This window comes from Bacillus sp. FSL R5-0585 (assembly GCF_038004545.1).
Taxonomy (GTDB): domain Bacteria; phylum Bacillota; class Bacilli; order Bacillales; family Bacillaceae_G; genus Bacillus_A; species Bacillus_A cereus.
On record NZ_JBBORJ010000001.1, the window covers coordinates 2639812 to 2662780 of the forward strand.

Consider the following 22969-nt stretch of genomic DNA (forward strand, 5'->3'; position numbering starts at 1 on the left):
TTCAAGGATAAAAGCCTTGAACTCCTTTTATATTAATTAGCACATTGTTTATTATCAGTATCAATAGACCACCCAATAATCGTGGCACAATCTCTACCTTTCCACTGCAGTACATTTGTTAATACTGGCTCAATCTGCAAGCTATTCCCGTCATGTAATATTTCTACTAAAGATTGATCATCATCAAACCTTTGTTTATCACACTCTAAAATACCGTCCGTTGCCATTACAATGTGATTCATTCCTTTTTCTAATCCTCTTACACCTGACGTAAAGCAAGGTGTATTTGCTGCAAAAACATTTTTCCTGCCAATATATTCGTAATTTTTCCGTTTATTTAATCGTCCTTTTCCATTTTTCGTTTTCTCAGAATGGAATAAATACGCGAAACAATCACCAACTGATAACCAATATAAAAATTCGCCTTTTCGTAAACAAATTAAGCAAGCGAGTTCCTCATCATCTTGATCACACTGTTTAATAAATAACTCATCTGTAAATAACGCTAATAAGTACATATGTGTATGATGGAAAGCTAAATGTATTGGATATGAGAATAACTCTTTTAGTTTTTCTTTTCTTTCCGAAATCGCTTCTATTATATAATCAATATTTTTTGTTTTGTGGTGTGTATCAAAAATCATAACAAATTCAAATTGTAATTCAGGATCCCACCAAGCAAGCACTGCATCTCCTCGTTCATATGCATCACTCTCTTGATTTCCCCCATATACGCCGACTGAAAGAGGACCACATTTTTCAACATGTATTTCATCTACATACATCTGTTCATGACTCATCCATTTGAATGTATTCACAGCTATCATCCTCTCTCTTGCTAAATGTATACCTTTACACATAGATTACCTTATATTTCAATAAAAATAAACTTTTTCAACATTTTTTATCCAAATAAAAGGGTTTTATTTCTAAAACAACGAATATATCTTATTATACGATATAAAAAGGAGATTTATTATTATGAACAACATTAATCAACATTGGGAGAGCATTTATTATCACTTACGATACGAATACGAGGACAACCTTTCCCACCAAGCAATTCGTATTTTACAAATCGTTTCTCGTGAGAAAGATATAACAATTGGAAAAGTCGCTACTGAGCTTAGTCTTTCCCATAACACAGCATCTGAACATATAAAACGCCTTATTCAAAAGGGTTTCATCGTTAAAGAGAGAAATAAAAAAGATGAAAGAGTGGTAAACCTTACATTAACAATTGAAGGAATTGAAGTATTAGAAAAACATACTTTACTAGATAAAGAAAAGATAAAAATATTAGAATCACAGTTATCAACAGAAGAACAACAATTAATTGAAAAAGCATTTTCCTTATTAGCGAAGGAGGCAAAATATGCATTTCCTCGTTAAAATAATCGTTTCGGCACTTATTATCGGCGTTATCACTGAAGTCGCTAAACATTACAGTACGATAGGTGGCTTTATTGCTGCCCTTCCTCTCGTGAGTTTACTTAGTTTATTTTGGATTTCATTCGAAGGCGGAAATAAACAAGAATTAAGTCAATTTGCTTTAGGGGTATTATATGGATTCCCCGCATCAGCACTACTATTATTTATTGTCTATATTGGTTTAAAAAATTCATTTACACTTAGTACATCTGTCCTACTTGGTATAGGTGTTTGGTGTATCGTTTTTGCTTGTCAAAAATTATTTCAAGCTTAGGAGGAATTACCATTCATAAATATGTAGAAATAATGGGGCAAAATATAGAAGTACATATAAAAGGAAGTGGTAAACAAACTGTAGTCATTCAAACCGGAATGAGTTGCTCATTTTATGATTGGTTTCCTATTATAGAAAAGCTTTCAGAGCACTTTACAGTTGTTTCATACCATCGCCCAGGTTACGGAAAAAGTGATTTAGGCAATCAGCCGCGTACAATAAGGCAAGTTACAAAAGAGCTACATATGTTACTAAACAAACTAGCTATTCAAGAGCCATTCATTCTAATCGGTCATTCGTATGGGGGATTATGTGCACAACATTTTGCGATGTTACATGAAGATAAGCTGCAAGCACTTATTTTAGTTGATTCTACTTCGATGAACTTACACCGTTTAGATGAACTTCATTTACCAATTTCTGATCAAACTGATTCTGATGATGTTTGGTTTCAAAAATATAATATGTATTCCAAAATGGATGTAGACACACTTTATAATGAACTAAAACCTATGCTCAACGATCAATCAAAACAGCAAATTGAATTCTCTACCTCGCCTTCATTATATAAAGCGGCAGCTTCTGAACTATCGGAGTGGAAAAACTGTGCTCTCTCACTAAAAGAGCTATGTAAAACATTAGAAATACCATTAATCGTTATCGGTAGAGATCCTCAATATTCTATTACTCAATTGACTAATGGCGGCATGCCAAAAGAGCAGGCAACACAACTTGAAGCAATGTGGCAAGAACTAATTCACGAACAATTACACCTCTCAACTAATAACCAATATATTCTTGCCGAACATGCTAGTCACGGTATAGAAAATGATCGACCAGATATTATTATTGAAGCGATTCATTTCTTACATATCAAAAAAGGAAGCAACTAAAGCTGCTTCCTTACTTATCTATTCATAATCTTCTTCATCATCGATTTCTTCGTAATATGAACTCCCATTACTTACATATATAGGGCCATTCGCAACATCAATACGTAGTACCCACGCCCATGGCACAGCTAAACGTTTATGTATTGCTCGCCAAAAGCTCATTGATTTTCTTTCGTACTCCTGGAACTCCTGAAGTAACTCTTTGTAGGAGGAACCGTCTAACTGAATATTTGCTTCTAACAAACGAGAATGGGCATAGTACTGTAACTCTAGTTCAGCAGCAATTTCCATTTCTTCTTCCGTTGCCATACCAATGATTGTTCCATCTTCTGGTGCAATTTCATATACGTTTTGAACTTCAATAAGCCCTTCTTTCTCTTTCTCAAACATGTAAACAGCCTCCTTTAACATATATTTTTTATGTTACAAAGTCATACTTCTACAATAACTTCTCTCTTTCCTCTTTTTTTGATAAACTTTTACAAAATATTTAACCGATGACCTGTTTTCTCTATTCTTTCAGCAGAAATGAAACGATTTTTATCAAAATTTAATTTATACACATCAGGCATATGAAGTGTTTTCCAAAACTCAAAATCATATTTCGAATTAAAATAATTCATGAGTAATACCATAATATTTCCATGCGTACCTATTACAATATTCTTACCTTCATATTGTTTTAATATATTTTGCATACATATTACAGCGCGCCTTTGTGCGATATCATTCGATTCTCCGCCTTCGTATGCAAAACTCCAATCTTCCCACACATTCTGCATAGCATCATTAAAATTTGATACCGGCTCTGTGCTCAATAATCTTTCACGCAAATCTTCTTCTGTTTGTATTGATAATTTATATGTATTCGCAATTCCTTGTACAGTTTGGATTGCTCTTTTGTACGGACTAGAAATAACAACATCAATATGTTTATCTTTTAATAAATGTGTTACATTCTCTGCATCACAGTGCCCTTTTTCAGATAAAGGTCGTTCCCGTTCTTCTTTTGTATATGTAGAATGGGCATGGCGAACGAAATAGATTGTTGTCATTTTTCAACCTCCTTTCTTATTTTCAATTTATATTCAATAATAAGATTGGAAAATCCTGTATTACAAAAGAGCACTTTTCCTAAGTGCCCCTTTGTTTACATAATAAAATTATTTCATTATAATTTATTTCTGAATTCCTCACTTATGACAATATCTCGAATAAAGTAATCCATATTACTTAGAAGCTTTTCAAATGCTTTTTCACTCAAATTGTTCATCATAAAGACAATCTCAATCTTATTCCCTTTTTTATCAGTACCATAGAAACTATTTGTTAATACAAATGCAGTAGAACCACCTTTCTGTCCAGCAAATTCGAACATACCCTCTCCTACGGTTCCTTTAAATATATTCTCAATCTCACCTTGCATTTGTGGTGTAAAATAATTTCTGCTATTTATCTTTTCCAGTAAACTCATGTAATCCTTCGCATTTGCACCTATAAACCGATCTGACCAAATACGCTGAAAGTCCATATCGGCTTTTAAAGATATCTCGCGTTTTGTCCATTCTTTCTCGTCTTTCATCCATTCATGTATTTGCCATACATGCTTAACATATTCATCATTAGACATATTACGCAGCTTGTCCAATGCTTTATTTTGAGGAATATGCAGTTCTTTTTCAACATAGCCCCTCATATATAATGCCCCTGTATACGTTGGATAAAATTCATCGTGACTATTTAAGCCTAACTCTTTCAAACTTTCATTTATCCGCGCTGCTCCAAGCTTGTCTAATAAATATGATGCATTCGCATTCGAACTATAATGGATCATTCCTTTCACTACTTCTTCTAAAGAAGTTTGACCACCCTTCACTAACTCTTTAACTTTTACATCATCTAGCCATGCAGGGTGTGCACCACCATCAGTATTTTTCACATAGTATTTTTCTAATTCTTTCAATGAAATTTGCTCGTCTTTTCTTATTTTCCCTTCAGCTACTTGCTTAGCATATTCAATTGCTATAACGATTTTCGACATACTTGCTAGCGGTAGTTTTTCTTTTTCATTTATTGATGTCAATGTTTCACCATTTCTTTTAACAATTAAAGAAGTTGTTTTATCATCCTTATGTTCTTTTATGTAATTTAGCACATAATTAGAGTCTTCTTTGGAATTGACATATTCCTTCACTGAAAAGAAAGCTATACAGCCTACTATAGTAATTCCAGCTATAATTCCAACAACTTTTAATCCTCTCATGATACTCCCCCTAAAATAAACATATTATATATTATACTAAATAAATTTCCCTTTTTAAGTAATAATTAGATTATTTATACAAAAATACTTCTTTTCTTAAACAACAAAAAAACATGCCTTCATTAGGAAAGCATGTTTTGTGATATCCTTCACATTGTTTAGTTAAAAAATAAATGTTTACTTACCATGATGTAACATTAAATCACTAAGTTCTTCTTCAATGTGATTTAATTTCGCAACGCCTTCTTTCCATTTATGAATATAACGTGAAACCCCAACGAAAAACAAAACAATAATTGTGGAAAGAATAATACCATATACGATTGCTACAGTACTCATAGTTACACTTCCTTATAATTAGTAATGTGGTTATTAGTTATATTTTTATTATAAACCTTTTTCTTTTAAAATACTTCGATTTCAACTTTTTGTAACAAAATTGATTTTTCTAACATTTTGTTCGTAAAAATGGCATATTTTTCACAAATTATACAAAACTTCACCATATGTACTATTACCATATGAGTTATATTATTAAATAGAATAAAGGGGATGATATACTATGACGACTTGGTTTATTGTGATGTTAGTTGTATTTGGAGCATTTAAAATTATCGTTTCTAGCCTTCCTAACACTGTTATTGAATCCATTATTAGCAAGTACGAAACACATCCACAACTTGACGAAGAGAATGTGACTATTACAATTCACGGAAATAACGTAGAAGGCGAAAAGAAATCAAAAATTATTCATGATTTTAACGAAGGTTTATTTTTAGATCGCTATTATGCACCACCCCATAATGAAGGCACTCCTTTAATTATCAATGCAAAACGTGGTAAAAAAGATTTCACATTTTATATTTACAGTCATGAAGAGCATGTTGATGTTGTAAAACAATATAAAAAGAAGGTAGTTGCTTATAGTTTACGCTCTAAAAATCTTCAAAACAGTGATATGTTCGTGTCAGCTGATTTAGCTTAATACTCATATATAAAAAGGGATCCATGGCATATGGATTCCTTTTTACTATTTACTGAAAAATAAGCTCTGTCTTCAAACTATCTTTCGGTAACAACCAGCCTTTTTTCTCTAAACTCGCCATTAATAATTCCCTTTGTTTTGTCGCAATACTTTCTTCATTTGTTTTAAATGACACTTCTATTACGAAGTCATCTTCTAATTTCCCAGTATTACTTAATGGCCAAATTTCAATATTTGCTTTTATGTTTTCAAACTCTCCTGTATATCGCTTCATTAATACAGGACCGTAAATACGGGAATTCTTTAACATCTCTTCTCCCCAATTTGTATACAACCATTTGTTCATTTTCCCTGGTAATTTTTCTATTAACATGTTTTGAGCAGCTTGTTTATTTGGTAAATCAAGTATTCCATATCCTTTAGCGCTGTAACTTTTCTTATTTGAAATGCTTAATGTTTTCTTCTCAAATCCCCAATCTATTTCCGCCTCATAACTATCCGTATTACTATCGAATCCTTCTTTTTTAGCTACTTCTAGTGCATCTTGAATTACACCATTTTGAATAGGATATCTTTTTTTATATGTTAGTTCAAAATCTTTACTAAATTCTTTCTTTCGAATTCTAGCAAACCAACCTTCATCACTTAAACTTTTATTTGCAGTATCTAAAAATTGCACTTGTATTCTTTCATATTTTGTACCAGCCTGGAAATGTTCTAGCACCTCTTGCTTCATCTCTTTGTTATAACCTAATACTTGTTCTGGCTTTAATAATAACTTCACTTCAAAACTAGGTTTCATTGGACTAGCTGCAAACCCTTCCTTAACGTTATAAAGGAAACAACAAAAGAAAATGCTGACGAATACAAATACTTTTTTCATATACCTATCCCCTTTACATTTCAAATGACTTCTATACGTTCCATTGCAAGTGAATATACATTTTCATATCCTGCTGAACTTAGCTTTTGTTGTAATCGATCCGTATCCTCTTTCAAAGCGTGCACTAGCACCGTATGTTCTGGTAATAATGTATTTAACATCTCTTTAACGTCTCTTATACTTTGGTGAACTTTATATGGAACTCGCTTCACCCTACATTCTTTACCTACATGCTCTTTCATAACTTTTTCTGCAAAACTCCCTTTCGCAATATGCCCAGTAAAAATAACGGCATTTCGCTTTTCATTCCGAAGTTGTTCATAATATAACTGCGCTCGTTTCGTTTGCATATTCGCATCACTCATTACAACTATTCCGTAACTATTTTGCATACTAATGTCATTATCCATCACTATTATGTTTCTTTTTAAACTCTCCATAACCCATTTAAATTCTTCATTATTTTTTATCCAATCTTTATATACGAACATCTCTTGGAATCCAGCCAAAATTTCTTTATCTACTATAAGCGGAAATTCTTTATATCGTTCATATAAATACAATACTATATCTTGTGCCCTACCAAGTTGTGGCAGCGGTAATAATGCTATTCCTTTATTTTGCATAACTCGTTCAATTTCTGCACATAGATTGTCTAATCTTTCATTTTGCGAAACATCCTCTGTGTGATAAGCGGCATCTACAATTGCAACTTTTATATTGTGGCCCAATTTCTCAGGTAAATTAGCTCGTAGTATATTAGACTCTGCTGAATAGTCGCCTGAATAAAATACGTATGTATTACACATATCAACTAAAAACCAAACAGCTCCTAATACATGCCCACTATATCCCCATTGAAACCGCAATGTAGGAGTAATTTGTACCCATTCATTTGGATTGCTAATCTCATCAATACATACATAATTTAAATCTTTTATGTGTTGGTCGCTATAAGGTAAATTCCACCCTTGCATCACATTATAGTTTCTCCATTTTTCATAATATAACGGCAGTTTCTCCTTCGTATAACGAGTCGTCCAAATTTTTTTCTTATATCCATACTTCGCTAATAAAGGTAAACCCATCGTATGATCTTCATGAATATGTGATAAAAATATCGCATCTAAAAATGGAGCAGCTTCTCTCTCTATTTTTGGATAACCATCCTCATAAGATCGATTAATACCACAATCAAATACTATTTTCGTCTCTTTATTTTTTACAAAATAGCAGGAGCGACCGTACTCTCCTGCTCCTCCCCATACTTCTACCCTCATCATGCTACCCCTTTTCGCTTTTGCTCCATATGTTGCAGCAATAATAAGCACATTGTTGTAAGTCCAACAGAAACGACAGCCATCGCCATGCCTATAGATACTTCACCCTGTTCAAATTGGGCAAAAATAAACGTTGCTGACGTTTCTACTGATGGAGGTAATACGAGAAGCGATGCTACTAACTCTCTTATCGAAATTGTAAATGTCATCGCCCATCCAGCAATAATGCCTGGGATAATAAGAGGCATTATTATTTTTCTAAAAATATAAATATAATTTCCAGAAAAAACACTTCCTGCCTGCATGAGAGAATCATCAATTTGTCCGAGTGATGATTTTACATATTGCACCGTGTAAGGTAAAAACAGAACAACATACGTTACGATAACCATGATTGGTGTATTGTAAATTGACATAGGCATATATGGTGAATTCCAAAATAGAATAAGACCTACAACCATAACGATTCCTGGTACCATATTCGGTAACATACCGCACATATCAAGCCATTTTTCAGAGGTTTTTTTCCCCTTTCGAATCATAAGTGCCAAAAAGACTCCAATCATTACCGCGATAATTGCTGTTACGAGTGAAAAAAGAAAACTATTCCATAAAGCCTCTAATCCCGGAGATCCTATTGTAAACAATGCCTCATAATGGCTTGTTGTAAAGTTATTTACATGTAAACCGCCGCCTCTTAATTTTGACAAAGAAGCAATAAGTATAGAAAAGTATGGAATTCCAATTGATACGATTAATAAACCAATTACATACATCCATGCTACAACGCGCGTAAATATAGACAAAGTATATCTTTTAGATTTCACACCTTTTCCACTAACCATTGCATATGAATACTTTCGATTCAATACATTTTGCATATACCAAATAAGCATACAAGCACTAAGTAATAAAGAAGATAATGCTGTTGCACTACTAAAATCAATTGGCCAACTCGAAATAAATTTATGGATTTCTGATGTTAACACGTGGAATCCTATTCTACGTCCGAATGTAGCCGGTGTTCCAAATTCAGCAATCGTCTTTACGAAAATGAGTAAAGCACCCATTACATAACTTGATACTAATAACGGCAATATTATTTTTCTTAAACGATAGAAAAAACTTCCGCCATGAACTGCTGCAGCTTCTTCTTTACTACTCCCAATCTGAAGTAACGTGTTTTTCAGCATGAAATAAAGAAATGGGAATAAATGCAGACTCATAATTAAGACCATACCTCCTAAACTAAAAAACGATGATGAAACTGTCTTTAGCATCGGAAAAAATTGTTCAAAATAGCCGTTAGGTTGCATGAACAAAATCCAGCCCATCGATCCAATATACGGCGGTGTCATAAATGGAATCATAAAAACAATATCTAACTTACTATACTTTCCTACATCTGTTTTGCTCATAATAAATGCCAATGGAAATGCAAATATTGTAGCTCCTATTACAACGAGTACACCTAGAAGCATCGAATTTAGAAAAATCCCAGCTAATCCACCACTCTGTATCACTTCAAAAGGCTTTAAAAAATTCCAACTGCTATTTTCATATACACTAGAAAATAAAATAAGAAAAAGTGGAATGACGATTAACATCGCCACAAGTAATAATGCTACCGTCATTCCAACTTGTCTTACTGATACGAATCGATTTACCATGGAATCACCATCTTATTGAAATACTTTCTTAAATTGTTTTCCTATTTCATCTTGCTCTTTCTCAACTGTTTTCCAATCAATATTTAATACTGGAATCTCTTCTACATTTGGTCTATTTTCAGCTTTTATATCTGTTCTACCAGGCAATAAATACGCTTTAGAAACTTGTTTTTGTACATCATCGGATAATAAATAATCAATAAACTCTTTTGCACCTTCAACATTTTTACTATCCTTCATAATCCCAGCTGCACGTGGGCTAATAACTGTTCCGCTTTTTGGATATACGATATCAACAGGTTCACCCTTTGCTTTTGCGCTATACGTCATATAATCAACACCCGCAATGACCATATCTTTCGCACCTGTTACAACTGGGTCTAACGCTTCCTGATTTGCTCCTGCTACTGTAACTTCATTTTTCTTAAGCTGCTCAAATAAATTCCATCCATCTTGTCCATTCTTTTTCACGTATCCTGTTACAAAGTCTAAAGCTGAACCTGAAAGTGCTGGATCTGGAAGATTCACTTTCCCTTTCCATTCTCCTTTCGTTATATCGCTCCAATCTTCAGGCGCTGTCTTCACATTTTTTGTATTGTACACAATCCCTAATGCTGAAGCACTATACCCGAAATAATGTCCTTTATCATCTGACCATTCAGAACGCAGCTTATCAGCTTGTTTCGCTTCTTTATAAGCTAACGTTTGACCCTCTTTCTTTAATCCTTCCATCGCTGGTAATGATGCAAGTACGACTACATCAACGACTGGATTTTTCTTTTCAGCTTCCATTCTCGCTAAAATTTTACCAGTTGTCCCTTGAAACATTTCCACCTTTATACCAGTTTTCTTTTCAAAGTCTTTTTGAATTTTTTCTGCTAACCCTTTTGGCCCTGCACTATATACAACAATTTTCTTTTCAGTCGTATTTTTACTTTTCGCATCTGCATTGCCTGTCTTTGAACTACACCCTGTTACTACAGCCGAAAATAATAAAGTACATACAAATAAAGACTTAAGCGAACTGAATTTCTTCATACGATTCTCCCCCTATATGATGAATACATTTTTTTGGCACATATAACGATACTGGTTTACCGATGCCTAGCTTACTATTGTGATAGGCTGTCCAGATGCCTAAAGTCCCCATATTTACTTTCACTTCATAACGTTCTCCTACATATGTAACGTGCTTAATTTCACCTGTATACATTTCGCACACTTCATTTTTCGTCCAGCTCACATGCTCTGGACGAACCATTTTTTTACCCTCTACAAGCCAATTCGCCTTACCAACAAATTTGGCAACAAATTCATGAGACGGTTTCACATAAATATCTTCCGGTGTTCCTTTTTGTAATACTTCTCCTTGTTTCATGACAATAATTTGGTCTGACATTGACATTGCTTCTGTTTGGTCATGAGTGACATACAGTGCAGTTAAACCAATGGAATGAACGATATCCATAAGCTCTATTCTCATTTCTTCTCGCAAAATTGCATCGAGTGCACTTAGCGGTTCATCAAACAAAATAAAATGAGGTTTTGTTACAATTGCTCTAGCGAATGCGACACGTTGTTGCTGTCCACCAGAAAGTTCGTGTGGATACCTTTTCTCCATACCTTGCAGGCGAACTCGCTTTATCGCATCTTCTACTTTTTCTCGCAATTGATTCGTTTGCTTTGTAGCTCTTAAACCAAATGCAACATTTTCAAAAACAGTCATGTGCGGCCATAAAGCAAAATCTTGAAATACCATACCGATATTCCGTTCATGAGGAGATGTCTTTATCTTTTTTGCAGCAGAATACATGCACTGGTCTCCAAAATATATTTCTCCCTTATCTGGTTCTTCAAGCCCTGCTATCATTCTAAGTAAAGTCGTTTTCCCACACCCCGAAGGTCCTAAAAGTGTAGTGAATTCCCCTTGTTTCATTACAATCTGCAACGTCTTTAACGCCTGTATTTTTCCAAATGCCTTTTCTAATCCACTAATTGTAATATCCATTGCTTCACCTCTCTCCCCTCATTCTTAACCTGCTTTCATTCTATATGGAAGATTTATACTGAATGTTAATGTACTGTAAAGATTAAATTAAAAAACTTCTAATAAACTATTTATTTCTATAGATTTTTTCTATAGTTAAAATAAAAAAGGCGGCAATTCATAATGAATCTCTTAAAATTAGAAATTGTAGTACTTATTAAGAAATACAAAAAGCTTACAATCGTTGCAGAAAAACTTGGCGTTAAACAACCAACTATTACATTTCATATAAAAAGCTTAGAAGAAGAACTCGGTGTATCTCTATTCGAATTACGTTCTGGAAGGTATTTCTTAACAGAGGCTGGTGAGGCTTTGCACCATTATGCTTGTAAAATAGATGCACTTATGAAAGAAGCTAGACGTGTCACGCAAGAGTTTAAAGATTTTCATAAAGGTGCTATAACAATCGGCGCTAGTTATGTACCAGCGACTTATCTTTTGCCAGAAGTCGTTCATCAATTTCAATGTGAATTTCCCAATATAAAAATAACGCTACTAGTGAAAACAGCCCCTGAAATTCGAATGATGCTACAAAATCACGAAATCGATCTTGGGATAATTTCCGCTGCTCCATTTGATGAACCACTTTTAAAACAAACGAATATAATGCCCGATACACTTGTTCTTGCCTTTTCCAAAGAACATCATTTTTCAAAGAAAGACAATGTATCGTTACAAAATATCGAAAAGGAACGCATACTATTGCATCGTAATCCATCTACAACGAGAGATTTACTTACACAATGGACGTTGGCGCACAACATTACATTCCAATCTGAAATTGAATTAGACTCATTAGAAACGATGAAACAAATTTTAAAATATGGTAATGGAATTGCCTTTATTTCTAAACTTGCTATCGAGCAAGAAATACAACGAAATGAGCTATGCTATATACCAATCCCTGAATTTGAATTTCAGCGTAATATTTATACGATTCATCATGAGGACAGATGGAATTCTAAAATCATTTCTTTTTTACTACAGAGCATCACTTCATTTGCAACAAAAAATTAAAAGGCTGTCGTTATGCACGACAGCCTTTTAAACTATAAATCTATTTATTTTTCTTTGCCTCAATTTTTGCTTGCGCCTCTTCAGCCTTATCTAATGCTTCTGATACTTTCTTCTCTTTTTCTTTCACTTCATCTATACTATCGACAGCTTTAATAAGTTTATCGATTCCTTCTTCTTCTACCTTTCTACGCTTTGCCACTCTTTCATTTACTTTCTCTTCCACATCTTTTGCTTTTTGAAGCATATTCTCTGCATTTGATGTTACAGCTTTTTCAAGTTCATCATCTTTTTTCTTTTGTAACACTTCATTTGCAATGTCTTTCGCTTCTAAATACTTACCGTCTTTTAATGCTGTTGCTCCGTGATCCATTCTCTCAGCAACTTCTTTATATGATTTCGCTTCATTTCCTGATTTCTCTTTTTCTGCTTTTTCGAACCACATTGTTGCATCACTATACTTTTCATCTTTCAATGATTGCATACCTGTTTCAATATATGTGTCATAATTGCTACATCCAGCCATTACGACTAATAGAAAAAGCATAACAAAACTTAATTTTTTCATGCTGTTGTCTCCTTTTCTTTGCAAGCTCACTTTACTTTAACATACATGAAAAAGAGTTTCAAAAACTAAAATACTAATTTAGTCATTTTTATAATGATAAGTCAAATTTTTATTATTTTCTTATTTTTAAGCGGACACATCTACTTGTTTTTTCGCCATATGTTGCTTTACTCCAACTAATACAACTAACAATAACCCTCCACCTATTGTCATCATAACAATGCTAGTTGGCAACATATCTAATAGTAGTCCATATACAATCATACCAAGCGGTGCGATTGCAGTCGCAATTGTTTCAAGTAGGCCAAACACACGCCCTAGGTAGCTCGGATCTGTCGTTTTTTGCATATGTACTTGCATTGGAATGTTTACAATCATAATTGCTATACCAGTTAACATCATAAAAGCAATATAGTAAATAAAACTTGCTACTTTTGGAATGATAACTAACAACGGAAAGGCTGTACATAAACTTAAACCTGCAAACAAAAACAGTCCAGTATAAATAGAACGAAACGGATTATTCACTTCTTTACGCACTGATAAAGCAATCGCTCCCATTAGCATCCCGACTGCTAACATTCCTTCTACAGTACCGAGTTGCTTTGAAGATAAATGCAATGTATGGACGATAATGTAAGGAAGTGCAACTGTTAGACCACACGCAAAAAAGTTTACCCACAATGCTATTTTCATTAAACCATATATTTCATGTTGTCTTTTTACATATAAAAAACCTTCTTTTATACTCGTCAAGAAATGCTCTGTACTCTCAGCCACTTCTTTTTTATATAAATCAAATACGATAAATAATTGCAAAATAACCGCTAAAAAGAACGTAATACTATTTAATAGGAAAAACGATTTAATTGAAAAGAAACCATATACAACTCCGCCAATAATCGGTCCTAAAATATTTGATAAAGAAGCCGCCGTTTGATTTAAAGCACTCGCTTTTTGAATACGTCCTTCATCTACTAAACTCGGAATAGACGAAGTTAATGCAACGGAATAAAAACTTGCACAAATTGATAATAATGCTGCTGAAATATAAATAAAAAGAAGTGATGGTCCAAATATAGTAGCAAGAATAAACATACTAAGCATCGTTAAACTACTTAATAAATCAGTACCAATGACAAGCCATTTTCGATTCACACGGTCTGCTACAGCACCAGCAATTGGGCCACAGATCATCCTTGGAAGTGATCCGCAAACGAGCGTAGTTGCAAACCCCATCCCTGAACCAGTAGTCTTTAATACATATAACCCCATTGCGAACGTATAAATACCTGCGCCTAATAAAGACGTCATTTTTCCAATCATCATTAAAATGATATTTCTCGTTGCAATCTTCATTCTTGAATCATGTTGTCCTATACTTATATCTTCCATTTTTGACTCTCTCCCCTTAAAAGTTAAATTGTGTTAAACTTATTATATAATTAACTTTCCAATTTTTACAACAAAAAGTTTAATGACATTTAACTTTCTAACTATAAAGGAGCAATTATATGGCTACTCTCGGTGAAAAAATTAAAACGTTACGAAAAGAAAAAAAGCTTACTCAAACTGATCTAGCAGGTTCAGAACTCACAAAAAGTATGCTAAGTCAAATTGAAAATGGAAAAGCTACACCTTCTATGAAAACATTACAATATATTGCTGAAAAACTTGAATGTGAAATGAGCTTTTTATTAGAAGAAGATGAAGGAGAAATTGTAGAACTCATTCAAAAAATGGAGCCATTAATAAAAGCAAATAAATGCGATGAAGTATACAAGACTTTACTACCTATCGTTCAAACAGAACTACCTTCTACTTTAAATACAGCTCGCTTATATAAACAGTTCCTAACAGGAGCAGTTATTATGAACGATTATCATATTGAATATTACGTTGAAACTGCTGTTTCTATATTTGAAAAATATACTTTATATCGAGAAAGCACTGAAACGAAACTACTGTTTTACTATATGCTCTTCAAACGTAAAAAATATAAAGAATGTTTACAGATGATTGCTACAATTCGTGATGAATATAAAGCAAAGAATTTAGAAATGGATCTGATTACACATATACAATTATACTTAAAAGAAGCCATTATTTTACTCGCATACGGCAATTATAAAAAATGTGAAAAAGTCATTTTAGATGCACTTGCATTTTCAAAAAAACATCAAGTGTATTATAAAACAGATGAATTTTATCGCATTTTATCTTACCAAAAAGTCATTACAGCTGATAAAGAACAGTATTTATATTACATAAAAAAATCAGAGCAATTTGCCATTTTTACAGAAGATATTCTATCCATTGCGATTATTGATATTTTAAAAGCTTACTACTACAACACAATTACTAATGAATATACAATCGCATTAGAACATCTAGAACAATTCCGAGAAAAACTAAAAGATGAACCAATCTTTCAAGACGATGGATTATATTATCTTGAAAAAGGAAAATCTTTGTATGGCTTAAAACGTTATAAGGAAGCTTTGGCAATATTAAAACACGCTACCATACCAGATTATATGAGTCATCCACTTGATCAATCGTGGGTATTAACAGCTGGGTCTTATCGTGCCCTGTGTCATATAAAACTTCAAGATAAAACAGCTGCTCTGAAAGAAGCAAAAGAAGCAGTTCAAGCGATAGATGGTTATCCTGATTCCATCTTTTCTTCATTTATTAAAGAAACATTACAAATAATACAAAAACTTTAAGAATGTCTCTAAATGGTATATTATTCCTCTTTTTTAGCAAAGATAATAATGATGGGAGGAATATAAATGAATATACAACGTGCAATAGAGCTTTCTATGTCAGCAGAACAAGCCAATGTCAATTTTCAAGGCATGCCTGTTATGATTCAACACGTCGATGAAAGCAATGAAACCGCCCGCATATATGAAGTAAAAAACCCAGGACGCGAATTAACTGTTCCAGTTAATAGCTTAGAGGAAATATAAGAAATGCCACTTCTCTTTTGAAGTGGCATTTTTCTTCTTTCAGATTACTTATTATAAATTTCTTCAATCCTTTATTTTACATGAGCTGAAAAAATAAGAATTTTCTACTTCTTTTCTTTTTGTGACCTGCTAAAATACAAACTATGGATTAATTATTCGTACTATACATTAAGGGGGAAAAATAATGGCATCTAATTTAGAAAAAAACAAGCCTTATTATGCAGTTATATTCACTTCTAATTTATCAAATGATACAACTGACTATAATACCGTTGCCGAAGAAATGGAGAAACTTGCAAAGCAACAATCTGGATTTTTAGGTGTAGAAAGTGCACGAGGTAATTCTGGACTTGGAATAACAATTTCTTATTGGGAATCACTTGATGCGATTGAAAATTGGAAGAAGAACACCTTACATAAAGAAGCGAAAAAAAGAGGTCGTGAGCAATGGTATGAAAACTTCCACCTGCGTATTTGTCTTGTTGAGAAAGAATTTAAGTTTCATAGAGGTACTTTATAACTATGAAGGAAAAATTAGCTCTCGTTATTGTTCATGAAATATATGGTGTGAACGACCATATGCATCACGTTACCCAGCACTTTACTTCATCTCATATAGATGTATTCTGTCCTAATCTTCTACACTTACAACATGCATTTCATTACAGTGATGAAGAAAAAGCATATGAACATTTTGTAAATCATATTGGATTTGATGATGGAAAAAAGCAAATTGAAGAATTCATTTCTCATCTTTCTAGTAGTTATACACATATTGGACTTATCGGCTTTAGTGTTGGAGCTACCGTCTCATGGCTATGTAGTAACAATCCGAAAATAGATTTTATTATCGGATGTTACGGTTCTCGTATACGCGACTATGTCCACATAAAGCCTACATGCGCTACATTACTTATATTCCCTGAAAAAGAATCTAGTTTTTCAGTATCCTCTTTCATTCACACATTGCAGCAACAAAAGAATCCTTTATTAGAAATCAAACAACTACACGGTGAACATGGATTTCTAAATCCGTACACTGAAAAATATAACGAGCACTCTACAAAACAAGCATACAATTTAATAGATTCATTTCTTATAAAGTGAAACTTTAATCAGTGGGGGTTGTTCATCCCCCACATAACCTCTTTTCTTACGCTGAATTTTGAGGCGGGGGTCTTACTGTCCGTTAATGCATGATAAAAACAATCTTATAAAGGAGACTCGAATGACGCTGACATTACTCTTACTTATTTTCATACTCATTGCCTTTATCTCAGCGCTAACTATCATTTTTATAACCGTAAAAAAAGGGAGATTTTTCAACCGCCTCTACTTACAATCTATTATCGTTTGCATTTTATTTTTTACTAATTGGATCTTATATGTAACAACTTTTTATTCGTTACTCCCCGAGAAAGTTAGTGAGTTCATATTCTTACCCATTTGGTTTTTCCTTTGTATTTTAGGTTTTATAACTTTCTGGCGCGAATGGGGAAATAATCGTGTATTCTCCATATGTATCGGTTTTCTTTCCTTGACTAGTTTTTTATTTGGATTATTGTTGTTAGTTATTTCGGGAATGTAATAGAAGAAGGAAGAAAAGCCAACTTTCAACTTTTCTTCCTTCTATGTTTACCTTTAGTTTTCACTGTCACTGATTCACAAGGTGTATAATATATTTGAGGTGTCGCCTTATCAACAAACATCATAAACGTAATAAAGCCGATAATAAAGAAAATAAATAACGTTAACAAAATTGCTCCTATCGTTAAAAGTATCATAACACCACCCCTATATTTTTCATGTTATTACACTTTTCGCTATGATATGAGCGTAATCCTTTTTAGAAAAGGAAACGTAACAAAATAATCACAATCACTCCCGTTAATACTGTACCTAATAAACTACGAGTATATATCGCTACAAGAAATGTTGGAATTGCTGCAATAAGATAATCCCACTGCATCGTTTCATGCATAAATAAAACTTGTGCTAAAAGCGCTGCTAATATCGCAATTGGTATGTAATTTAACCATTTTAAACCCCAGTCAGGAATTTGTAGTTTGCTAAATACGAGTAGAGGTAAAATACGTGGCACGAGTGTAACAGCTCCTGCTGCTAGTAAAAGTAATAATACATCTAATCTCATTTCCATTTTTCAATCAACACTCCAATCGTCGCAGCTAGTAAGGTTGCGATAATAACCGCTATACTATCTGGCATAAATAGGTGTGAAACGTATGCGATAATAATCGCTACAATTGCAACACTTAAATGAATTGCTAGTTTCGGTTTACTACTTATGAGCTGAAGAACAAATAATCCGATAAACATCGCTGGTAATGCATAATCCATCCCGTATGTATGTGGATCTGGTATCCACTCACCAAATAGCCCGCCAATGATAGTAGCAAGAATCCAATTTAAATACGCTGTTACATTAAGCCCTATCATCCATCTTTCACCTAAATATCCTTTTTGCGCAGCATGCTGCACTGCAACGCCGAAAGTTTCATCTGTAATTTGCGAACCGATGATTAGGTTTTTAAATAGAGGAATTTTCGTAAAGTACGGTGCAAGTGCAGCACTCATAAGAAGGTGGCGCAAGTTAACAAAAAATACAGTAAAAATAATTGCGGAAGCAGGAGCACCGGCTGCATACATACCAGCTAATATAAATTGGGCAGAACCTGCATAAATTAAAGTGGACATAAATGCAATTTCAATGATGGAGAAACCAGCTGTTTTTGCAATTACACCAGCTGCTATACCGATGCTCAAGTAACCAAATACAGTTGGTAAACAATCTTTTACTCCTTGCTGAAATGTATCGTCACTCTGCAAAGCTACATGTGCCTGAACTTTACTCATCTCTATCATCCTCCATTCCTTCTAAAGTTCGTTTTCCTGTTACGACATGAACTAAATCTATATTTTCACGCCATAACGTATCTAACTTATCAGCTCCAAATTCCTTTGTGATTTCTTCAACCATAATATCGTGCCGCACATACTCTGTAGCAACGAGAACTAGCGCTGGGTCATACGTTGTAACGGCCCATGAAGTGCTATCATTTGAGAAGTTCGCAATTAATACTTCCTCTCCATCACGAGCAATAACAGTTAAATGACCACCCATTCTCTTTTCAACAACGTGGGGCGTCATATAATTATGATGAAACGTCGCTCCTATTTTTGTTTCTGGAGCTCCAAATAAGATTGAAAATATATGTACGCCTTCCTCTTCCTTTTGATGAATGTATGGTTCAATTTCATGCACTTGTTCTTCCCATACAGAAACCCATAACTCTTCCTTAGCTCTACTAATTATATTGCATATTTCTTTCAAAACACGATCATTTGAACGAATATGCGAAATTACATCTATTTGTCGCTCTTGTTCTAAACAATTTAATTTCTCATCTAAAAATTCAAAGGACTTTTCAAAGTCTTTTCGCATTCGATTCATTAATTCGGTAGCTGGTACTGGTACATATTTAACTGGTTCAGAAGGTACAATATGCACTGCTCCTTTATCCATTAACTTACCGAGTACCTCGTAAATCATAGAACGAGGTACTCCTGTTTGTTTACTCACTTCATAGCCCGTTACTGGGGAATGTTTTAGTAGTCCAATATACGCTTTACATTCATACTGAGAAAATCCTAACTTTTGTAATTCCTTTATAATTTCATCCATCGGTAACCCCTCACAATCTAAATCGCCCTTACTTCAAAACGACGATTTTGCTTCCCTTTACTTTTTACTTTATCAATAACAAGTGTTCCTATTTCACTCGTATTTTTCACATGTGTGCCTCCACAAGCTTGTTCGTCTAAATTTTCAATTGTAACAATGCGGATTTCTTGGATAGTAGTTGGCAGGAGATTTATTGCTGTTTTAATCATTCCTACAGCATTTTCTGCTTCTTCGCGGCTCATATAACGAGTGGAAATTTCTTTATTTTGCTTAATAAGTTTATTCACTTCCTCAACAATTCCTTCTACTTCCACGCTCGATAACTCTTGTAACTCATTAAAATCGATACGTGCTTTATCAGGATAAATTTGATTTCCGGTGCATAGAGCTCCATACTTTTCATAAACAACAGCTCCGATAAGATGCAGTAAAGAGTGATGACGCATTAAATTATGACGTCTTTCCCAATTTATCTCTAATTTAACTGGACCTAACTTTACTTGTGCTTCGTCTTTTATATAGTGAACTATTTCTCCTTGCTCCTTCTTTACTTTTTCAACTTCAAATACAGACCCATCTTGTACAATGACACCCGTATCACATTCCTGTCCTCCACCAGTTGGATAAAAAATTGTTTCTTTTACAAATACTTTATTCCCTTCTACTCTTATCACTTCTGTTTCGCAACTCGTTTTGTATGCATCTTCTAAATATAATGCCGTTGTCATACTCTCACCTCTTTAGTAGTTATAGTTATACCTACTAATATAAAAAAGAAACTCCGTGAAGTCAATTGATAATTCTGAAATTTTAAATTAATAAAAGACTCCTTTATTAGGAGTCCACTATCTCAATATTTCATTCGCTTCTTTTTCATAAATTTTATCAAATGACGTCATAACGCGCTGTGATGCTTGAATCATCTTTTGATCTGTCATAAGATCTGCCATCTCTTTCGTCATATCTACATTTGAATTTTCTAGCATATGATTTTTTACTATTCCTGTTCCGTTCGGTAAATTAGCAATGTTTCCTTCTGCTAGTGTAAAGCTTTTGTTCTCTCTTTGCACAAGACGAGCATTCGTTTCGGCATCTACTGTTTTTGTTTGCAAACGAGCAATATTATTTTGTGTTACTTCATCATATAATGTACCATCTGCTTGTACAGCAACCTTTGCTCCTTCTGGAATACGAATACGCTCATTATTCTCTCCCATTACGAAAGCACCAGATGACGTTTGTAAATAACGATCACTATTTAATGTGAAACTACCATCTCTCGTTAAAAACGTTTCATCATTTTTAGAAGTAACGAAAAATGATGTTGTGCCGGCCACGCCGTCATCTAAAAAGAAATCTGTAGCGCTATTTGTCATTTGTATATTTCCTTGTACTAAATTCACATGCGTTGCAGCTGGTACTACAGCGTAATCGACCGAACCGATATTTGTTACCGCCCCATCTCCGCGGCGATATGTGTCTTGTACATCAAATACTTTAGACGTCATATTTTCTGCTTTAAATCCTGTCGTTTGAGCATTTGCAACGTTATTCGAATGAACATTAATGCGCTGCATGTAATTCATCATGCCCATAGAACCTATATAAAGACCGTTCATATTCGTTTGAATAAGGCAAGCGCCTTATTCTTCACCTCTTTTCTACGATGTTTGTAACATTTGTTTTGCTAAATGTTCAGCTGTAGCGATATGTATATTTTTCTTTATGTCTTGGCCATCTGTCATTAATACAATAGGAGCTGATGATACTGCTGGAATTTTCAACAATTCGCCACTACTTGCTGTTTCATCAAATTTCGTAAACACAATACCATCTATATGAATATCTTTAAAGTTTGTAATAATTTCAATCATATCTTTACTTTTCATTGAAGCTGATAACGTTAAACAAATATAATCTGGTTCTACTTGTCCCATCGTTTCAATCATTTCTTTCACTGTTTCTGACGTACGATAATTTTTCCCTGCTGTATCAATTAAAATATAATCGACGCGTGCTTCTTCTTTAAAATACGTAAGCGCTCTTGTCATTGCAGCTTCATCACGCACAGCAATTACTTCAGATCCAATTGTCTTTACGTTATCTTGCAATTGCTGCACTGTCCCTATGCGCGAATGATCGGTCGTTATAAAACCAACTGTTTTTTTCTTACCGTGAAATTGCCATGCCATTTTCGCAAGTGTCGTCGTTTTACCAACGCCAGTTGGACCTATTAATGCAATTGTTTGTACTTCTTTTTCAAAGACGTTTTCCGTATTAAAATGAGATTTTATATCTTCCAATATGTACCTGATAACTTCTTCTTCCGTAATCATCGTTGCATTTTCAAACTTTATTTTTAACTTTTCAGCATATGCATGAATGAAATATTGTTCCACATCGTTTTGTTCTAGCATCCGAATTACTTTTTGAATAATAAACGGTACAGATTCTTGATTTTCTTTCTTTGGAGCTACTTCTTCTTTCTTTACTGGAACGACTTGTTTCACAACTTTTTTCTTTTTCGTTACTTCCGTTTCTTTCATCGGTTTCACAACGACGATTCCTTTTTCAAACAGCTTTAATAGTTTCTCTTTTTTTCTTGCCCATTCTTCACTATTTCCTGTTTGCATCGCCGCGTATGACATAGAAGTCGTTACGTTTTCTAAATTGTGCAGTACTGATTGAATTCCATTCGCCTTCACAATTTGTTCTGAAGGATCATTCACAACATCCATTAATTGTTCATGAAATTGAGCTGTACCTTCATTCACTTCTTCCTGTTTTTCTTCTGGAAATGCAACTAACATTTCATAATCCTTTTTCCAAAAAAACGGTATATTTCGTTTTACACTTTCATCGACAACGTAATAATAATCTGTACCATATTGGTCAAATAACTTTCGATACAATTCATTTTTCGAAGCTGCTTTTATTCGCATTAACGCTTCTTTCTTTTCTGTACTTTCCATTACTTCACCCC

Annotated in this window: 30 protein-coding genes; 10 read left to right on the forward strand and 20 right to left on the reverse strand. The window is 33.8% G+C overall.

The window, feature by feature from the left end; genetic code table 11:
• Positions 1–32: 32 nt before the first annotated feature.
• On the reverse strand, positions 33–860 hold the full coding sequence (locus MKY38_RS13450; RefSeq protein WP_065224042.1) for a protein phosphatase 2C domain-containing protein: 828 nt from the start codon (positions 858–860) through the stop codon (positions 33–35).
• A gap of 121 nt (positions 861–981) precedes the next feature.
• Here MKY38_RS13450 and MKY38_RS13455 point away from each other — a divergent pair, with 121 nt between their 5' ends.
• The 3 genes from MKY38_RS13455 to MKY38_RS13465 are packed head-to-tail and all read left to right on the forward strand — an operon-like array spanning position 982 to position 2598.
• Positions 982–1392, forward strand: coding sequence for a MarR family winged helix-turn-helix transcriptional regulator (locus MKY38_RS13455; protein WP_048656963.1), 411 nt, complete (start codon positions 982–984; stop codon positions 1390–1392).
• Positions 1376–1705 carry a DUF3147 family protein gene (locus MKY38_RS13460; protein ID WP_000545608.1) on the forward strand — a complete coding sequence of 110 codons (330 nt, stop codon included), beginning with the start codon at positions 1376–1378 and terminating at the stop codon, positions 1703–1705. Before MKY38_RS13455 ends, MKY38_RS13460 begins: the two co-directional genes overlap by 17 nt.
• Positions 1666–2598, forward strand: a complete 933-nt coding sequence (locus MKY38_RS13465; protein ID WP_065224041.1) for an alpha/beta fold hydrolase — start codon at positions 1666–1668, stop codon at positions 2596–2598. The genes MKY38_RS13460 and MKY38_RS13465 overlap by 40 nt, the downstream gene beginning before the upstream one ends.
• A gap of 18 nt (positions 2599–2616) precedes the next feature.
• Here MKY38_RS13465 and MKY38_RS13470 read toward each other — a convergent pair whose 3' ends face one another.
• The 5 genes from MKY38_RS13470 to MKY38_RS13490 form a co-directional block, all read right to left on the reverse strand.
• On the reverse strand, positions 2617–2988 hold the full coding sequence (locus MKY38_RS13470; protein WP_000461779.1) for a hypothetical protein: 372 nt from the start codon (positions 2986–2988) through the stop codon (positions 2617–2619).
• 89 nt (positions 2989–3077) lie between these two features.
• The gene (locus tag MKY38_RS13475; protein ID WP_000208265.1) at positions 3078–3653 is read right to left on the reverse strand and encodes a histidine phosphatase family protein; all 576 of its coding nucleotides are present in this window, start codon (positions 3651–3653) and stop codon (positions 3078–3080) included.
• A 116-nt stretch (positions 3654–3769) separates the two neighbouring features.
• On the reverse strand, positions 3770–4861 hold the full coding sequence (locus tag MKY38_RS13480) for a serine hydrolase (protein WP_062922227.1): 1092 nt from the start codon (positions 4859–4861) through the stop codon (positions 3770–3772).
• A 177-nt stretch (positions 4862–5038) separates the two neighbouring features.
• Positions 5039–5200 (reverse strand): hypothetical protein, encoded by a 162-nt coding sequence (locus MKY38_RS13485; RefSeq protein WP_000108701.1) that lies wholly within the window; start codon positions 5198–5200, stop codon positions 5039–5041.
• 65 nt (positions 5201–5265) lie between these two features.
• The gene (locus MKY38_RS13490) at positions 5266–5382 is read right to left on the reverse strand and encodes a hypothetical protein (RefSeq protein WP_012593193.1); all 117 of its coding nucleotides are present in this window, start codon (positions 5380–5382) and stop codon (positions 5266–5268) included.
• Positions 5383–5423: 41 nt separating this feature from the next.
• Between MKY38_RS13490 and MKY38_RS13495 the strand changes: the two genes are divergently transcribed.
• Positions 5424–5846 (forward strand): YfmQ family protein, encoded by a 423-nt coding sequence (locus MKY38_RS13495; protein WP_016082154.1) that lies wholly within the window; start codon positions 5424–5426, stop codon positions 5844–5846.
• 49 nt (positions 5847–5895) lie between these two features.
• Here the strand turns inward: MKY38_RS13495 and MKY38_RS13500 are convergent, their stop codons facing one another.
• The 5 genes from MKY38_RS13500 to MKY38_RS13520 are packed head-to-tail and all read right to left on the reverse strand — an operon-like array spanning position 5896 to position 11687.
• The gene (locus tag MKY38_RS13500) at positions 5896–6729 is read right to left on the reverse strand and encodes a hypothetical protein (protein WP_065224040.1); all 834 of its coding nucleotides are present in this window, start codon (positions 6727–6729) and stop codon (positions 5896–5898) included.
• A 20-nt stretch (positions 6730–6749) separates the two neighbouring features.
• Positions 6750–8012, reverse strand: a complete 1263-nt coding sequence (locus MKY38_RS13505; protein WP_065224039.1) for an MBL fold metallo-hydrolase — start codon at positions 8010–8012, stop codon at positions 6750–6752.
• Positions 8009–9679: an ABC transporter permease gene (locus MKY38_RS13510; protein WP_048558349.1), complete on the reverse strand. Its 1671-nt coding sequence runs from the start codon at positions 9677–9679 to the stop codon at positions 8009–8011. The genes MKY38_RS13505 and MKY38_RS13510 overlap by 4 nt, the downstream gene beginning before the upstream one ends.
• A gap of 12 nt (positions 9680–9691) precedes the next feature.
• A complete protein-coding gene (locus MKY38_RS13515) occupies positions 9692–10717 on the reverse strand; it encodes an ABC transporter substrate-binding protein (RefSeq protein WP_025709170.1) in 1026 nt (341 codons plus the stop codon).
• Entirely contained in the window at positions 10695–11687 is a 993-nt protein-coding gene (locus tag MKY38_RS13520) for an ABC transporter ATP-binding protein (protein WP_065224038.1), read from the reverse strand. The genes MKY38_RS13515 and MKY38_RS13520 overlap by 23 nt, the downstream gene beginning before the upstream one ends.
• Positions 11688–11849: 162 nt before the next feature.
• Here MKY38_RS13520 and MKY38_RS13525 point away from each other — a divergent pair, with 162 nt between their 5' ends.
• Positions 11850–12743 (forward strand): LysR family transcriptional regulator, encoded by an 894-nt coding sequence (locus tag MKY38_RS13525; RefSeq protein WP_001050611.1) that lies wholly within the window; start codon positions 11850–11852, stop codon positions 12741–12743.
• A 40-nt stretch (positions 12744–12783) separates the two neighbouring features.
• Here the strand turns inward: MKY38_RS13525 and MKY38_RS13530 are convergent, their stop codons facing one another.
• Together MKY38_RS13530 and MKY38_RS13535 are read right to left on the reverse strand one after the other, a co-directional pair.
• Positions 12784–13308, reverse strand: coding sequence for a DUF4398 domain-containing protein (locus MKY38_RS13530; protein ID WP_000736443.1), 525 nt, complete (start codon positions 13306–13308; stop codon positions 12784–12786).
• 126 nt (positions 13309–13434) lie between these two features.
• A complete protein-coding gene (locus MKY38_RS13535) occupies positions 13435–14703 on the reverse strand; it encodes an MFS transporter (protein WP_065224037.1) in 1269 nt (422 codons plus the stop codon).
• 119 nt (positions 14704–14822) lie between these two features.
• Between MKY38_RS13535 and MKY38_RS13540 the strand changes: the two genes are divergently transcribed.
• From MKY38_RS13540 to MKY38_RS13560, 5 genes are all read left to right on the forward strand, one after another.
• Positions 14823–16037, forward strand: coding sequence for a helix-turn-helix transcriptional regulator (locus tag MKY38_RS13540; protein ID WP_341049132.1), 1215 nt, complete (start codon positions 14823–14825; stop codon positions 16035–16037).
• Between the two features lie 66 nt (positions 16038–16103).
• Positions 16104–16283: an H-type small acid-soluble spore protein gene (locus tag MKY38_RS13545; RefSeq protein WP_001025731.1), complete on the forward strand. Its 180-nt coding sequence runs from the start codon at positions 16104–16106 to the stop codon at positions 16281–16283.
• Between the two features lie 184 nt (positions 16284–16467).
• On the forward strand, positions 16468–16803 hold the full coding sequence (locus MKY38_RS13550) for an antibiotic biosynthesis monooxygenase family protein (RefSeq protein WP_003312864.1): 336 nt from the start codon (positions 16468–16470) through the stop codon (positions 16801–16803).
• A gap of 2 nt (positions 16804–16805) precedes the next feature.
• On the forward strand, positions 16806–17390 hold the full coding sequence (locus MKY38_RS13555; RefSeq protein ID WP_065224035.1) for a dienelactone hydrolase family protein: 585 nt from the start codon (positions 16806–16808) through the stop codon (positions 17388–17390).
• A gap of 121 nt (positions 17391–17511) precedes the next feature.
• Entirely contained in the window at positions 17512–17871 is a 360-nt protein-coding gene (locus MKY38_RS13560; protein ID WP_080476094.1) for a hypothetical protein, read from the forward strand.
• Between the two features lie 25 nt (positions 17872–17896).
• Here the strand turns inward: MKY38_RS13560 and MKY38_RS13565 are convergent, their stop codons facing one another.
• From MKY38_RS13565 to flhF, 7 genes are all read right to left on the reverse strand, one after another.
• Positions 17897–18067 carry a DUF3951 domain-containing protein gene (locus MKY38_RS13565; protein WP_000602236.1) on the reverse strand — a complete coding sequence of 57 codons (171 nt, stop codon included), beginning with the start codon at positions 18065–18067 and terminating at the stop codon, positions 17897–17899.
• 62 nt (positions 18068–18129) lie between these two features.
• Complete coding sequence (locus MKY38_RS13570) at positions 18130–18441, reverse strand: AzlD domain-containing protein (protein WP_000425943.1); 312 nt, start codon at positions 18439–18441, stop codon at positions 18130–18132.
• Entirely contained in the window at positions 18432–19157 is a 726-nt protein-coding gene (locus MKY38_RS13575) for an AzlC family ABC transporter permease (protein WP_114555607.1), read from the reverse strand. The genes MKY38_RS13570 and MKY38_RS13575 overlap by 10 nt, the downstream gene beginning before the upstream one ends.
• Positions 19150–19986, reverse strand: coding sequence for a TrmB family transcriptional regulator (locus tag MKY38_RS13580; protein WP_000343362.1), 837 nt, complete (start codon positions 19984–19986; stop codon positions 19150–19152). Before MKY38_RS13580 ends, MKY38_RS13575 begins: the two co-directional genes overlap by 8 nt.
• Positions 19987–20003: 17 nt before the next feature.
• On the reverse strand, positions 20004–20714 hold the full coding sequence (locus MKY38_RS13585; protein ID WP_114555608.1) for an alanyl-tRNA editing protein: 711 nt from the start codon (positions 20712–20714) through the stop codon (positions 20004–20006).
• Between the two features lie 117 nt (positions 20715–20831).
• On the reverse strand, positions 20832–21605 hold the full coding sequence (locus tag MKY38_RS13590) for a flagellar basal-body rod protein FlgG (protein ID WP_098291619.1): 774 nt from the start codon (positions 21603–21605) through the stop codon (positions 20832–20834).
• Between the two features lie 42 nt (positions 21606–21647).
• Positions 21648–22958 carry a flagellar biosynthesis protein FlhF gene (gene flhF / locus MKY38_RS13595; RefSeq protein WP_114555609.1) on the reverse strand — a complete coding sequence of 437 codons (1311 nt, stop codon included), beginning with the start codon at positions 22956–22958 and terminating at the stop codon, positions 21648–21650.
• Positions 22959–22969: the final 11 nt, after the last annotated feature.

Bases quoted from the DNA above. Each gene is read 5' to 3' on its own strand.
- MKY38_RS13450 (WP_065224042.1), bottom strand. From the start codon at position 860: ATGTGTAAAGGTATACATTTAGCAAGAGAGAGGATGATAGCTGTGAAT.
- MKY38_RS13455 (WP_048656963.1), top strand. From the start codon at position 982: ATGAACAACATTAATCAACATTGGGAGAGCATTTATTATCACTTACGA.
- MKY38_RS13460 (WP_000545608.1), top strand. From the start codon at position 1,376: ATGCATTTCCTCGTTAAAATAATCGTTTCGGCACTTATTATCGGCGTT.
- MKY38_RS13470 (WP_000461779.1), bottom strand. From the start codon at position 2,988: ATGTTTGAGAAAGAGAAAGAAGGGCTTATTGAAGTTCAAAACGTATAT.
- MKY38_RS13475 (WP_000208265.1), bottom strand. From the start codon at position 3,653: ATGACAACAATCTATTTCGTTCGCCATGCCCATTCTACATATACAAAA.
- MKY38_RS13480 (WP_062922227.1), bottom strand. From the start codon at position 4,861: ATGAGAGGATTAAAAGTTGTTGGAATTATAGCTGGAATTACTATAGTA.
- MKY38_RS13485 (WP_000108701.1), bottom strand. From the start codon at position 5,200: ATGAGTACTGTAGCAATCGTATATGGTATTATTCTTTCCACAATTATT.
- MKY38_RS13490 (WP_012593193.1), bottom strand. From the start codon at position 5,382: ATGGTAATAGTACATATGGTGAAGTTTTGTATAATTTGTGAAAAATAT.
- MKY38_RS13495 (WP_016082154.1), top strand. From the start codon at position 5,424: ATGACGACTTGGTTTATTGTGATGTTAGTTGTATTTGGAGCATTTAAA.
- MKY38_RS13500 (WP_065224040.1), bottom strand. From the start codon at position 6,729: ATGAAAAAAGTATTTGTATTCGTCAGCATTTTCTTTTGTTGTTTCCTT.
- MKY38_RS13505 (WP_065224039.1), bottom strand. From the start codon at position 8,012: ATGATGAGGGTAGAAGTATGGGGAGGAGCAGGAGAGTACGGTCGCTCC.
- MKY38_RS13510 (WP_048558349.1), bottom strand. From the start codon at position 9,679: ATGGTAAATCGATTCGTATCAGTAAGACAAGTTGGAATGACGGTAGCA.
- MKY38_RS13515 (WP_025709170.1), bottom strand. From the start codon at position 10,717: ATGAAGAAATTCAGTTCGCTTAAGTCTTTATTTGTATGTACTTTATTA.
- MKY38_RS13520 (WP_065224038.1), bottom strand. From the start codon at position 11,687: ATGGATATTACAATTAGTGGATTAGAAAAGGCATTTGGAAAAATACAG.
- MKY38_RS13525 (WP_001050611.1), top strand. From the start codon at position 11,850: ATGAATCTCTTAAAATTAGAAATTGTAGTACTTATTAAGAAATACAAA.
- MKY38_RS13530 (WP_000736443.1), bottom strand. From the start codon at position 13,308: ATGAAAAAATTAAGTTTTGTTATGCTTTTTCTATTAGTCGTAATGGCT.
- MKY38_RS13535 (WP_065224037.1), bottom strand. From the start codon at position 14,703: ATGGAAGATATAAGTATAGGACAACATGATTCAAGAATGAAGATTGCA.
- MKY38_RS13540 (WP_341049132.1), top strand. From the start codon at position 14,823: ATGGCTACTCTCGGTGAAAAAATTAAAACGTTACGAAAAGAAAAAAAG.
- MKY38_RS13545 (WP_001025731.1), top strand. From the start codon at position 16,104: ATGAATATACAACGTGCAATAGAGCTTTCTATGTCAGCAGAACAAGCC.
- MKY38_RS13550 (WP_003312864.1), top strand. From the start codon at position 16,468: ATGGCATCTAATTTAGAAAAAAACAAGCCTTATTATGCAGTTATATTC.
- MKY38_RS13555 (WP_065224035.1), top strand. From the start codon at position 16,806: ATGAAGGAAAAATTAGCTCTCGTTATTGTTCATGAAATATATGGTGTG.
- MKY38_RS13560 (WP_080476094.1), top strand. From the start codon at position 17,512: ATGACGCTGACATTACTCTTACTTATTTTCATACTCATTGCCTTTATC.
- MKY38_RS13565 (WP_000602236.1), bottom strand. From the start codon at position 18,067: ATGATACTTTTAACGATAGGAGCAATTTTGTTAACGTTATTTATTTTC.
- MKY38_RS13570 (WP_000425943.1), bottom strand. From the start codon at position 18,441: ATGGAAATGAGATTAGATGTATTATTACTTTTACTAGCAGCAGGAGCT.
- MKY38_RS13575 (WP_114555607.1), bottom strand. From the start codon at position 19,157: ATGAGTAAAGTTCAGGCACATGTAGCTTTGCAGAGTGACGATACATTT.
- MKY38_RS13580 (WP_000343362.1), bottom strand. From the start codon at position 19,986: ATGGATGAAATTATAAAGGAATTACAAAAGTTAGGATTTTCTCAGTAT.
- MKY38_RS13585 (WP_114555608.1), bottom strand. From the start codon at position 20,714: ATGACAACGGCATTATATTTAGAAGATGCATACAAAACGAGTTGCGAA.
- MKY38_RS13590 (WP_098291619.1), bottom strand. From the start codon at position 21,605: ATGAACGGTCTTTATATAGGTTCTATGGGCATGATGAATTACATGCAG.
- flhF (WP_114555609.1), bottom strand. From the start codon at position 22,958: ATGGAAAGTACAGAAAAGAAAGAAGCGTTAATGCGAATAAAAGCAGCT.